Raw genomic sequence first — 11,690 nt, forward strand, 5'->3', positions numbered from 1 at the left:
CAGCGCCACCGTCCCGGCGGCGGCCGCGCACGCGGCGGCGAGCCCGGCCCAGACGGCGGCGCGGCGGCGCCGGCGGTGGGCCCGCGCCGCGCGCAGCAGCCGCGGCAGCAGGGTCCGCGGCGCCTCCGGCGGCTCCGGCGGCTCCGGCGGGGCGTCGTCGGCCAGGGCGGCGACCGCGGCGGCCGGCGCGTGCGCGAGCAGGCCCGGCAGCCCCGCCAGCTCCTCCACCGCGGCGCGGCAGGTGGAGCAGCCGGCCAGGTGCTCCTCGAAGTCGTCGCGCTCGGCGGGCGAGAGCGCCCCCAGCACGTACGGGCCGGCGTCCACGGCGAACGGGTCGCCTGCTCCGGTGCTCATCAGCGGCCCACCCCCATCTCCCGCAGGACCAGTCTGAGGTTCAGCAGGGCGTAGTGCGTGCGCGACTTCACGGTGCCCGCCGGCACGCCCAGGACGCGGGCGGCCTCGGCGACGGAGCGGCCGCGGAAGTAGCACTCGCGCAGCACGGCGCGGTGCTCGGGCGAGAGCCGCTCCAGGGCCTGCTGCACCACCCACTGCTGCAGCACCTGCTCGGACTCGTCGAGCACGGACGTCTCCGGCACCTCGGCGCGCACGCTCTCGCGGCGGGCGCGCGCCGAGCGGCGCTGGTCGATGACGAGGCGGCGGGCCACCGTGAACAGCCACGCCCGGTTCGAGCCGGTGGCCGGGTCCAGCGCGGCCGGGTTGCGCCAGGCGCGCAGCAGCGTCTCCTGCACCACGTCCTGCGCCTCGGCGCGGTCGCCGGTCAGCGAGAGCACGTAGCCGTACAGGGCGCCGGCGTGCTCGTCGTGCAGGCCACGCAGCAGCTGCTCGTCGGCGTCGGGCACCGCGTCCTCCTCTCCGGCGGTGCGCTGAGCGCACCCGCCCGGCGGGGAGAACGGTGCAGCGGCCCGTCCGGTTCGGTGCGGCCCCTACGGTGGGCCGGGTGAGCATCCCCGACGCGCCGCTGCCGGTGCCGGCGGTCGTGCGCCGCATCGCCGGGCCGGCGGCCGTGAGCGCGGTGTGGCTGAACCAGGTGGGCGGGACGACCTTCCGCCTCGCGGGGGGCGGCCCCGGCGGCGTCGACCGGTTCTGCAAGTGGGCGCCGGCCGGCGCACCGCTGGACCTGGCCGCGGAGGCGGAGCGCTCGGCGTGGGCGGCCGCCTTCACCCCCGTGCCGCGGGTGCTGGCGCACGGGGTCGAGACCGACGGCTCCTGGCTGCTGACCGCGGCGCTGCCCGGGGAGTCGGCGGTCTCCCCGCGCTGGCTGGCGCGGCCGGACGTGGCGGTGCCCGCCCTGGCGCGGGGGTTGCGAGCCCTGCACGAGCGGCTGCCGGTGGACTCCTGCCCGTTCGACTGGTCGGTGCCGCACCGGCTGGCGCGGGCGGTGGGGGACGTGACGCGGCTGGGACCGGCGCCGCCGGTGGACGTGGCGGTCGTCTGCCACGGTGACGCGTGCGCGCCGAACACGCTGCTGGGCGAGGACGGCGAACCGGTCGCGCACGTGGACCTCGGTGGGCTGGGGGTCGCCGACCGGTGGGCGGACCTGGCGGTGGCCACGATGAGCCTGGGCTGGAACTACGGGCCGGGGTGGGAGGAGGTGTTCCTGGACGCGTACGGCGTCGCGGCGGACCCGGTGCGCACCGCCTACTACCGGGCGCTCTGGGACGCCGGCCCCTGAGGACGCGGGTACCGTCGAGGCGTGACGCGCACGGCCCGCTCCTGGTCCCCCGAGCACCCCCCCGAGCACCCCGCCGAGCACGCCGGTGGGCGCAGCGGAGACGGTTCGCTGCGCGCCTGGCTGCACGACCTGCCGCTGCTGGCGGTGGACCCGCCGCCCTTCCGCCCCGCCGACGCGCCCGACGAACCGCTGGACCTGCTGGTGTCGTGGCTGCGGGAGGCGGCGGCGGCCGGCGTGCCGGAACCGCACGCGCTGACCCTGGCCACCGTCGACGCCGCCGGGCGCCCCGACGCGCGGGTGGTGGCGCTGCGGGACGTGGCCGAGTCCGCTCTGTGGGTGGCCTCCGGCGCCGGCAGCCCGAAGGGCCGGCAGCTGGAGTCGGTGCCGGTGGCGGCGCTGGTGTTCTACTGGCCGCAGCAGGGCCGGCAGGTGCGGGTGCGGGGGCGGGTGCGCCCGGGCGACGAGGAGCGCGCCGCGCGCGACTTCCTGCAGCGGCCCGCGCACGGGCGCGCCGAGTCGCTGCTGGACCGGCAGAGCCGCCCGCTGGACGAGACGCACCTGTCCGACGAGTTCGCCGACGTCGACGACCTGGTGCACCTGGAGCCGTCGGTGGTGGCCTCCTCCTGGCGGTTGTGGGGCGTGGACGCCTCCCGGGTGGAGTTCTGGCAGTCCTCCCGCGACGGCCAGCACGTGCGGCTGCGGTACTCGCGCGCCGAGCACGGCGGCTACGACCGGCAGCTGCTGCGCCCCTGACGCCCCGCCGCGCCGGCCCGGGGCGCGGCGGCGCTCAGACGGCCTGCGCCGTCAGGCGCCCACCGCGCCGCTCGACCGACAGCGGCAGCCCGAAGGTGCGCGTCAGCAGCTCACCGGTGAGGACGTCGTCGACCGGCCCGGAGGCCACCGCGCGGCCGTCCCGCAGCAGCAGCGCGTGCGTGGTGCCCACCGGGATCTCCTCCACGTGGTGGGTGACGGTGACGGTGGTGGGGGCGGCGGGGTCGGCGGCCAGGGCGGTCAGGCGCCGCAGCAGGTCCTCGCGCCCGCCCAGGTCCAGCCCGCCGGCCGGTTCGTCGAGCAGCAGCAGCTCCGGGTCGGTCATGAGGGCGCGCGCGATCTGGGTGCGCTTGCGCTCGCCGTCGCTGAGGGTGCCGAAGGGCCGCTCGGCCAGGTGGGCCACGCCGAGCAGGTCCAGCAGCTGCAGGGCGCGCTCGTCGTCGTCGGGGTCGTAGGCCTCCTGCCAGCGGCCGGTGACGCCGTAGGCGGCGGTGACGACGACGTCGCGGACCTTCTCCCGGCCGGGCACCGCGCGGGCGAGCGCGGTGCTGGCCAGGCCGATGCGCGGGCGCAGCTCGAAGACGTCCACCCGCCCGAGCCGCTCGCCGAGGACGCGCACGGCACCGCTGGTGGGGAACAGCCGCGCGGCGGCCACCGACAGCAGCGTGGACTTGCCGGCGCCGTTGGGGCCGAGCACGACCCACCGCTCCCCCTCGTGCACGCGCAGGTCCACCGCGTCCAGGAGCAGGTTCGTGCCGCGGCGCACGGTGACGGCGTCGAGGCCCAGGACCTCGTCGTCCTCGGGAGCGGGCGGCGCGGCGGCGGGGGTGACGGGCACGGGGGAACCCTAGCCAGCGCGGGGCCCCGGCGCCGCCGGGGGTGGGCGGTGCCGTCGTAGGCTGCCGCGCGTGCTGGACCTGCCCCGCTCCGCCCGGCTGGCGGCCTGGGGCACCGGTGTGCTCACCGGTGCCGCCGGGCTGGACGCCGCGGTCTCCGCGGTCGTGCGCGACGACGAACCGCACGCCGTGCGCTGGGCCGAGGGGGCGCCCGCCGCGCCCGGCCCGGACCCGGCCGACGTGCGCGGCCTGCTGCGCGCGCTGACCTCGGCCGGGTGCGGCCCGCTGCTGCTGGCGCTGCCGGTGCCGGGCGACCCGCGCGGGCTGCCCGGGCCGGCGGCGGTCAACGCGGCGGCGCTGGAGGCCGGCGAGTGCGTGCTCGCCGAGCCGCCGGGTGCGCCCGGTCGCTGGGCGCTGGTGCCGGAGGTGACGGAGTTCGGCTCGGTGTGGGAGCCGGGCGCCTTCGTGACGTGGGCGGTGCTGGGGGCGGCGCCGCGACGCGCGCCGGAGTCCTCCAGCGTGGCGGAGGCGGAGGCGGAGCTGCGCGGGGCGCTGGCCACCGCGACGCGGGCGCTGTCCGCGCTGGACGTGGCGCGCTGGCGCGAGGACGCCGCCGACCGCATCGCCGCGGTGCGCGACGGCGGCCTGGCCCGCGACGCGCTGCCGCCGGGCACGGCACCGCGGGCGGCGCGGGTGCTGCAGACGGCGGCGCGGGTGCTGGCCATCGTGGACCTGGCCGCCGAGGACGACGGCGCCGCGGTCACCGGCTTCGAGGCGGCCTCGCGGGCGCGGGCGCTGCGCGAGGTCGCGCAGGTGGCGCGGCGGGCCGTGGTCGCGGCGGTCAACGCGCACGCGGAACCGGTGCGCAGCCGGGACCTGCCCGGCGGATCGTGATCACCGGGCGCTGAACGCAGCGGTTCGGGAGCGCCGGTCATGACGGTCCTGTTCCGCTCGTGACGGTCCTGTTACGGACTCCTCCGGGAGCTCGTCTCGGCAGGCGGGGCGGTACCGGCTTTCCTACGGTCGAGGAGTGCCACAGGGGCCGACGGCCCCGAGGAACGCCCGCAGCCCCCGAGGAACCGGGGGGCTCGGCGAGGCGCACGGACCAGAGCCCGGCTGCCCAGCCGTGCTGAGACGCGAACCACGGAGGAACCATGACCACTCGTGACCGCACCCGCACCGTGCCCACCACCGGTCCCCGCGCCCTGACCCGCGGCCTGGTGGCCGCCGGCGGCGCCGCCGTCCTCGCCCTGGGCCTGGGTGCCTGCGGCGACACGGCGGGCGACGAGACCGCCACCAGCGTCGAGGACGTCAACGAGGCGGAGTCCGAGGTCGAGACGGAGACCGAGGTCGGCGCGGAGACCGGCGAACTCGGCTACGAGGGCGCCTACGACAGCGCCTTCGTCGAGGAGCAGGAGAGCCTCATCGGCCAGGAGGTCACCGTCTCCGCCGCCGTGAACACGGTCCTCGACGACTCGTCCTTCACGATCGCCGGCGACGGCAGCGACGTCGAGCCGCTCCTCGTCGTCAGCGCCACCTCGGGCACGACCGTCGAGGAGGACATGGAGGTCGACGTCTCCGGCACGGTGGAGCAGGCCTTCGTCCTCACCGAGGTCGAGGAGGAGCTGGGTCTCGACCTCGAGGACGAGCTGTACACCGAGTGGGAGGGCCAGACCTACATCATGGCCAACGCCATCGACGTCGGCGCCGAGGACGAGGGCTGACCTCCAGCTCAGCACAGCGACACGGGAGGAGCTCCTGGTGCATCGGTGGTGGCCGCACCGGCACCACCGACCAGGAGCTCCCCCGGTGCCCCCCGACCGGGGGAGCTCCGCGACGGGAGCGACCCAGCAGCTCCCCCCGCGTCAGCCCGCGGTGCTCTGCGCGGCCGGCAGCGACGCCAGCGCGCGGTTCTCCGCCGGCAGCCGGAAGCGCAGCAGCAGCACGGCGTTGAGCACCGTGAACACCGCCGCGGTCACCCAGCAGGTGTGCACCAGCGGCAGGGCGACCCCCTCCAGGGCCACGACGACGTAGTTGGGGTGCTTCAGGAACCGGTACGGCCCGCGCACGACCGGCGGCAGGCCCGGCACGACGATGACGCGGGTGTTCCAGCGCGGCCCCAGCGAGGCGATGCACCACCAGCGCAGCACCTGGCTGAGCACGGCCAGCGCCAGCATCGGCCAGCCGAGCAGGGGCAGGAAGGGGCGCTCGGCCAGCGCCGCCTCGGCCAGGCAGGCCAGCAGCAGCCCCGTGTGCAGCACCACCATGGGGCCGAAGTGGCCGCGGCCGGTCTCGACGCCGCCGCGCGCGAAGGACCAGCGCGCGTTGCGGGTGGAGACCACCAGCTCCGCGACGCGCTCGGCGCCGGTGGCCAGCACGAGGACGGTGAACCAGGCCAGGGAGCTCACGCCGGCGCTCCCCCGGTGGCCCGCAGCAGGACCTGCTCGGTGCCCACGCCGGGCCCCACGGCCAGCACCACGGCGTGCTCGCCGGGACGGTGCTCGGTGGCGGCCAGCACGTGCAGCACGGAGGAGCTGGAGAGGTTGCCGACCTCGCGCAGCGAGGCCCAGCTGGCGGCCAGGGCGTCCTCGGGCAGGTGCAGGGCGTCGCTGACGGCCCGCAGGACCTTCGGCCCGCCGGCGTGCACCACCCAGCGCTGCACCCGCCCCGCGTCCAGGCCGGTGCCGACGAGCAGGGCGCGCACCTCGTCGCCGAGCCGGTCGGCCAGCAGGCCGGGCAGGTCCGGGGACAGCACGATGCGCATCCCGGAGGTCCCCACGTCCCAGCCGAGCGCGTCCGCGGTGCCGGGGAAGAGCCGGCTGCGCGAGTCCAGCACGTCCCAGCCCGGGGTGCCCGCTGCGCGCTCGGCACCGGCGAGGACGACGGCGGCGGCCCCGTCGCCGAACAGGCCGCTGGCGACGAGGTTGGCGGTGGAGGGGTCCTGGCGCTGCAGGGTCAGCGAGCACAGCTCCACCGAGACCAGCACCCCCACCTGGCCGGGGTGGCCCAGCAGGTAGTCGGCCACCCGGGCCAGCCCGGCGGCGCCGCCGGCGCAGCCCAGCCCGAAGCTCGGCAGCCGCTTGACGTCCGGGCGCAGGCCCACCCGACCGGCCAGCACCGCGTCCAGGGAGGGGGCCGCCACGCCGGTGACGGTGGTGAACAGCAGGAAGTCCACCTCCTCCGGGGCCACGCCGGCCGTGGCCAGCGCCCCCTTCACGGCGCGCTCGGCCAGGTCCAGGCCCACCTCGGCGAACGCCGCGTTGGCGGCGGTGAAGGAGTCCAGGTGCGCGTAGCGCTCCAGGGGCAGCGCCAGGTGCCGGCGCTCCACGCCGCCGGCCGCGTGCAGGCGGTGCAGCAGCTGGCGCCGGGCCCCGGCGGGGGCCAGCAGGGGCGCCAGCTCGGCGGTGATCTCCGCCTGCTCGTAGCGGTGCGGCGGCAGGACCGGCTCCACCGCCACCACCCGCGGGGGCGGGGGGGCGGTGGGCGGGCGGGTGGCGGGCATGGCCCGATGCTGTCTCAGAGGACGGACTCGTACACCTCGAGAGTGCGCCGGGCGATCGCCGACCAGCTGAACGCCTCCACCGCGCGGCGCCGGCCGGCGGCGCCGCGCTCGCGGGCGCGGTCCGGGTCGGAGACGGCGTCGGTCAGGGCCGCGGCCAGGTCGGCGACGAACCGCTCGGGGTCCACCGGTGCGCCGGTGCCGTCCTGGACCTGCTCGATGGGCACCAGCCAGCCCGTGGTGCCGTCCTGGACGACCTCGGGGATGCCGCCGGTGGCGGTGCCGACGACCGCGGCGCCGCAGGCCATGGCCTCGAGGTTGACGATGCCGAGCGGCTCGTACACCGACGGGCACACGAAGACGGTGGCCTGCGACAGGTGCTGCAGCAGCTCCTCGCGCGACAGGTGCCGGTCCAGCCACACCACGCCGGAGCGCTGCTGCTGCAGCTCGGCGACCAGGCCGGAGACCTCCGCGGCGATCTCGGGGGTGTCCGGCGCCCCGGCGCACAGCACCAGCTGCACCTCGGGCGGCAGCTGGGCGGCCGCGCGCAGCAGGTGCGGCAGGCCCTTCTGGCGGGTGATGCGCCCGACGAAGACGACGCTGGGCCGGTCCGGGTCCACCCCGTTGGCGCGCACGAGGTCGCGACCGTCCACCGGGGTCCACTCGGTGGCGTCGATGCCGTTGTGCACCACGTGCACGCGCTCGGGGTCCAGGGCCGGGTAGCTGCGCAGGATGTCCGCGCGCATCCCGGCGCTGACGGCGATGACGGCGGCGGCGGCCTCGAAGGCGGTGCGCTCGGCCCAGCTGGACAGGGCGTAGCCGCCGCCGAGCTGCTCGGCCTTCCACGGCCGCAGCGGCTCCAGGCTGTGGGCGGTGACCACGTGCGGCACCCCGTGCAGCAGGGAGGCCAGGTGACCCGCGGTGTTGGCGTACCAGGTGTGCGAGTGCACCAGGTCCGCCCCGGCCGCACCGGCGGCCATGGGCAGGTCCACGCCCAGGGTGCGCAGCGCCGCGTTGGCGCCGGCCAGCTCGGCGGGCTCGCCGTAGGCGGTGACGCCCTCCTCCTCGCGCGGGGCGCCGAAGCAGCGCACGCGCACCTCCGGGCCGCCCTCGGCGGCGCGCAGGGCGCGCACCAGCTCGGCCACGTGCACGCCCGCACCGCCGTACACCTCCGGCGGGTACTCCTTCGTCAGCAGGTCCACGCGCATGTCCGCTCCTCGTCCTCGCAGCTCGTCCACCGCACCGCCGCGAAGGTCCCGCGGCGACGACGCGGGCGATCTCCGCCCGCGTCGCCCGGGCATCGTGGCGGTCGCGGGCCTATCGTGCCCCTCGTGGCTGCACCCAACGTCCTCGCGATCGTCCTCGCCGGCGGGGAGGGCAAGCGGCTCATGCCCCTCACCGCCGACCGGGCCAAGCCCGCGGTGCCCTTCGGCGGCACGTACCGGCTCATCGACTTCGCCCTGTCCAACCTCGTCAACGCCGGCTACCGCAAGATCGTCGTGCTGACGCAGTACAAGTCGCACAGCCTGGACCGGCACATCTCGCAGTCCTGGCGCATGTCGAACCTCTTCGGCAGCTACATCGCCTCCGTGCCGGCGCAGCAGCGCGTCGGCAAGCGCTGGTACCTCGGCAGCGCCGACGCGATCTACCAGTCGATGAACCTCATCCACGACGAGCGCCCGGACATCGTCGTGGTCGTCGGCGCCGACCACGTGTACCGGATGGACTTCTCCCAGATGGTCGACGCGCACGTCGCCTCCGGCGCCCCGTGCTCGGTGGCCGCGATCCGCCAGCCCATCTCGCTGGCCGACCAGTTCGGCGTCATCCAGACCGAGCCGGGCTCGAACCGGATCGCCCAGTTCCTGGAGAAGCCGAAGAACCCGCAGGGGCTGGCCGACTCCCCGCACGAGGTCCTCGCCTCGATGGGCAACTACGTCTTCGACGCCGACGCGCTCGTGGACGCGGTGACCCGCGACTCCGAGGAGGAGGACTCCAAGCACGACATGGGCGGCGACATCGTGCCCGACTTCGTCGAGCGCGGCCTGGCGAACGTGTACGACTTCAAGGACAACGAGGTGCCCGGCGCCACCGACCGCGACCGCGCGTACTGGCGGGACGTGGGGACGCTGGACTCCTACTTCGAGGCCCAGATGGACCTCATCTCGGTGCTGCCGGTGTTCAACCTCTACAACTACGAGTGGCCCATCATCGCCGCGCAGGACTTCTACCCGCCGGCGAAGTTCGTGCACGGCTGGCAGGGCACCTACGGGCACGCGGTCAACTCCATCATCTCCGCCGGCACGGTCGTCTCCGGCGCCCTGGTGGAGAAGTCGGTGGTCTCCCCGAAGGTGCGGCTGGACTCCTGGGCGCACGTGAGCGAGTCGGTCCTCATGGACAACGTGCAGGTGGGCCGGCACGCGGTGGTGCAGCGCGCCATCCTCGACAAGAACGTCGTGGTCCCCGACGACGCGCGCGTGGGCGTGGACCCCGAGGAGGACCGCGCCCGCGGCTTCACCGTCACCGAGTCCGGCATCACGGTCGTCGGCAAGGGGCAGACCGTCCCGCCCGCCTGACCCCCTCCCGCCCGGCGCGCCCCTGTCGCCGGGCGGGACGGGTGCGGCAGCATCCGTGCCATGACTTCCCCCGCACCCGCCGGCGACCGTCCGGTGCGCATCGGCGTCCAGCTGCAGCCCCAGCACGCCACCTACCCCGCGATCCGCGCCGCCGCAGCCCGCGCGGAGGAGATGGGGGTGGACGTGGCGTTCAACTGGGACCACTTCTACCCGCTGTACGGCGACCCGGACGGGCTGCACTTCGAGTGCTGGACGGTGCTCGCGGCGTGGGCGGAGGCCACCAGCCGCATCGAGATCGGTGCCCTGGTCACCTGCAACAGCTACCGCAACCCGGAGCTGCTGGCGGACATGGCCCGCACCGTGGACCACGTCTCCGCGCACGACACGGGCACCGGCCGCCTCATCCTCGGCATCGGCTCGGGCTGGTTCGAGAAGGACTACGACGAGTACGGCTACGAGTTCGGCACCGCCGGCGGGCGCCTGGACAAGCTGGCCGAGGACCTGCCGCGCATCGAGGCGCGCCTGGCGAAGCTGAACCCGCCCCCCACCCGGCACCTGCCCGTCCTCATCGGCGGCGGCGGGGAGAGGAAGACCCTGCGCATCGTGGCCCGGCACGCCGACATCTGGCACGGCTTCGGCGACGCGGAGACCATCGCCCGCAAGCACGAGGTCCTCGACGGGCACTGCGCCGCCCTCGGCCGCGACCCGGGTGAGATCGAGCGCTCCGCCGGCGTGGACGCCGCCGACAGCCCCGCCGACAAGGGCGAGGCGCTGCACGCGGTGGGCACCCGGCTGTTCACCATCGGCGTGGGCGGGCCGGACTTCGACCTGGCGCCGCTGGCGGACTGGCTGGCCTGGCGCGACGAGAAGAACGCCACCGGTTCCTGACCGGTAGCCTTCGGCGCGTGCCCGGAACCCTCGACGCCACGGCCCCGGTCCCCGCGCTCCCCACCGCCCCGGCCCTGCTGGTCACGGTCACCGGCGCGGACCGCCCGGGGGTGACGTCGGCGCTGTTCACCGCCCTGGCGGGCACGGACGCGGAGGTCCTCGACGTCGAGCAGGTCGTCGTCGGCGGGGTGCTGACCCTGGCGGTGCTCGTGGGCACCGGGCAGCCGGCGGCCGTCACCTCGGCCCTGGCCGGCTGGGGCGCACCGCTCGGGCTGGACGTGACCTGCACGGTGCGCGAGCCCGTGCCGCCGCGGGTGCGACCGCGCCGGCTGCACGTGACGCTGCTGGGCGCCCCGCTGCGGCCGGCCGCGATCGCCCGCACCACCGCGGTGCTCGCCGAGCGCGGCGCCAACGTCGACCGGGTGCGGCGCATGTCGGCCACCCCGGTGACCAGCGTGGAGTTCGACGTGTCGGTGGACGCCTGCGCCGAGGAGGTCCTGGACCTGCGCCGCGCCCTGGCGGTGGAGGCGGCCCGGCACGGCCTGGACGCGGCGGTCTCCCCCGGTGGCCTGGCGCGGCTGGGCCGTCGCCTGGTCGTCATGGACGTGGACTCCACGCTGATCCGCCAGGAGGTCATCGAGCTGCTGGCCGCGCACGCCGGCCGCGAGGCGGAGGTGGCCGCGGTCACCGAGCGCGCCATGCGCGGGGAGATCGACTTCGCCGCCTCGCTGCGCGAGCGGGTCGCCTGCCTGGAGGGGCTGGACGTGTCCGTCGTGGAGCGGGTGCGCGAGGCGGTGGTGCTCACCCCCGGTGCGCGCACCCTGTGCCGCACCCTGCACCGCCTCGGCTTCACCCTGGCCCTGGTCTCCGGCGGGTTCCTCGAGGTCGTCGGGCCGCTGGCCGCCGAGCTGGGCATCGCGCACGTGCGCGCGAACCGGCTGCAGGTGGTGCACGGCCGCTTCACCGGCCGCCTGCTGGGCCCGGTGGTGGACCGCGCCGCCAAGGCGACCGCGCTGCGGGAGTTCGCCGCCGCGGAGGGCCTGCCGCTGCACCGCACCGTGGCGATCGGCGACGGCGCCAACGACCTGGACATGATCGGCGCGGCCGGGCTCGGCATCGCCTTCAACGCCAAGCCCGTGGTGCGCGAGCAGGCCGACGCGGCGCTGAACGTGCCCTACCTGGACGCGGTGCTGCCGCTGCTGGGCATCACCCGCGAGGACGTCGAGGACGCCGACCTGGCCGACGAGCTGCTGGCCGAGCGGGTGCCGGCCGGCCGCTGAGCGCGACCGGCCGGCGCGGGCCGGGTGTCAGCCGTTGCGGCTGGCCCAGGTGGCCAGGGCCACCAGCGCGACGACGACGAGGAGCATCGCGGCGGCCACCGCCAGCAGGCGGCGGCCGGCGGAGGGCGGGGGCTCGGGCGCCACGCGCGC

Annotated in this window: 13 protein-coding genes; 7 read left to right on the forward strand and 6 right to left on the reverse strand. The window is 76.4% G+C overall.

Annotation, left to right across the window (positions count from 1 at the left end; translation table 11 throughout):
- Positions 1-354: zf-HC2 domain-containing protein (locus V9U69_RS17695; protein WP_337063174.1), on the reverse strand; the 354-nt coding region annotated here is incomplete at its 3' end.
- Positions 354-860, reverse strand: a complete 507-nt coding sequence (locus V9U69_RS17700) for a sigma-70 family RNA polymerase sigma factor (protein ID WP_337063175.1) — start codon at positions 858-860, stop codon at positions 354-356. The genes V9U69_RS17700 and V9U69_RS17695, both read right to left, overlap by 1 nt.
- Positions 861-958: 98 nt before the next feature.
- Here V9U69_RS17700 and V9U69_RS17705 point away from each other — a divergent pair, with 98 nt between their 5' ends.
- Positions 959-1,693 (forward strand): aminoglycoside 3'-phosphotransferase, encoded by a 735-nt coding sequence (locus V9U69_RS17705; RefSeq protein WP_337063176.1) that lies wholly within the window; start codon positions 959-961, stop codon positions 1,691-1,693.
- A 21-nt stretch (positions 1,694-1,714) separates the two neighbouring features.
- On the forward strand, positions 1,715-2,446 hold the full coding sequence (locus V9U69_RS17710) for a pyridoxine/pyridoxamine 5'-phosphate oxidase (protein ID WP_337063177.1): 732 nt from the start codon (positions 1,715-1,717) through the stop codon (positions 2,444-2,446).
- A gap of 34 nt (positions 2,447-2,480) precedes the next feature.
- Here V9U69_RS17710 and V9U69_RS17715 read toward each other — a convergent pair whose 3' ends face one another.
- Positions 2,481-3,302, reverse strand: coding sequence for an ABC transporter ATP-binding protein (locus tag V9U69_RS17715; RefSeq protein WP_337063178.1), 822 nt, complete (start codon positions 3,300-3,302; stop codon positions 2,481-2,483).
- 70 nt (positions 3,303-3,372) lie between these two features.
- Between V9U69_RS17715 and V9U69_RS17720 the strand changes: the two genes are divergently transcribed.
- Entirely contained in the window at positions 3,373-4,194 is an 822-nt protein-coding gene (locus V9U69_RS17720; RefSeq protein WP_337063179.1) for a hypothetical protein, read from the forward strand.
- A 260-nt stretch (positions 4,195-4,454) separates the two neighbouring features.
- Positions 4,455-5,024: a hypothetical protein gene (locus tag V9U69_RS17725; protein ID WP_337063180.1), complete on the forward strand. Its 570-nt coding sequence runs from the start codon at positions 4,455-4,457 to the stop codon at positions 5,022-5,024.
- A gap of 141 nt (positions 5,025-5,165) precedes the next feature.
- On the opposite strand, the gene V9U69_RS17730 is transcribed toward V9U69_RS17725, so the two are convergent.
- Genes V9U69_RS17730 through glgA form a run of 3 tightly spaced genes read right to left on the reverse strand, consistent with a single transcriptional unit; the run spans position 5,166 to position 8,007 of the window.
- On the reverse strand, positions 5,166-5,699 hold the full coding sequence (locus tag V9U69_RS17730) for an isoprenylcysteine carboxyl methyltransferase family protein (protein ID WP_442907816.1): 534 nt from the start codon (positions 5,697-5,699) through the stop codon (positions 5,166-5,168).
- Between the two features lie 5 nt (positions 5,700-5,704).
- A complete protein-coding gene (locus V9U69_RS17735) occupies positions 5,705-6,802 on the reverse strand; it encodes a type III polyketide synthase (protein ID WP_337063182.1) in 1,098 nt (365 codons plus the stop codon).
- Between the two features lie 14 nt (positions 6,803-6,816).
- Positions 6,817-8,007 carry a glycogen synthase gene (gene glgA, locus V9U69_RS17740; protein ID WP_337063183.1) on the reverse strand — a complete coding sequence of 397 codons (1,191 nt, stop codon included), beginning with the start codon at positions 8,005-8,007 and terminating at the stop codon, positions 6,817-6,819.
- A gap of 123 nt (positions 8,008-8,130) precedes the next feature.
- Here glgA and glgC point away from each other — a divergent pair, with 123 nt between their 5' ends.
- From glgC to serB, 3 genes are read left to right on the forward strand one after another with little or no spacing between them, the layout of a single operon-like run.
- A complete protein-coding gene (gene glgC / locus V9U69_RS17745; RefSeq protein ID WP_337063184.1) occupies positions 8,131-9,372 on the forward strand; it encodes a glucose-1-phosphate adenylyltransferase in 1,242 nt (413 codons plus the stop codon).
- 60 nt (positions 9,373-9,432) lie between these two features.
- Positions 9,433-10,260, forward strand: a complete 828-nt coding sequence (locus V9U69_RS17750; RefSeq protein ID WP_337063185.1) for an LLM class F420-dependent oxidoreductase — start codon at positions 9,433-9,435, stop codon at positions 10,258-10,260.
- Between the two features lie 17 nt (positions 10,261-10,277).
- Positions 10,278-11,540 (forward strand): phosphoserine phosphatase SerB, encoded by a 1,263-nt coding sequence (serB, locus tag V9U69_RS17755; RefSeq protein WP_337063186.1) that lies wholly within the window; start codon positions 10,278-10,280, stop codon positions 11,538-11,540.
- Positions 11,541-11,690 lie beyond the last annotated feature (150 nt).

Origin of the sequence: Kineococcus sp. G2, from assembly GCF_037154035.1 — a bacterium.
In the GTDB taxonomy this organism is placed as follows: domain Bacteria; phylum Actinomycetota; class Actinomycetes; order Actinomycetales; family Kineococcaceae; genus Kineococcus.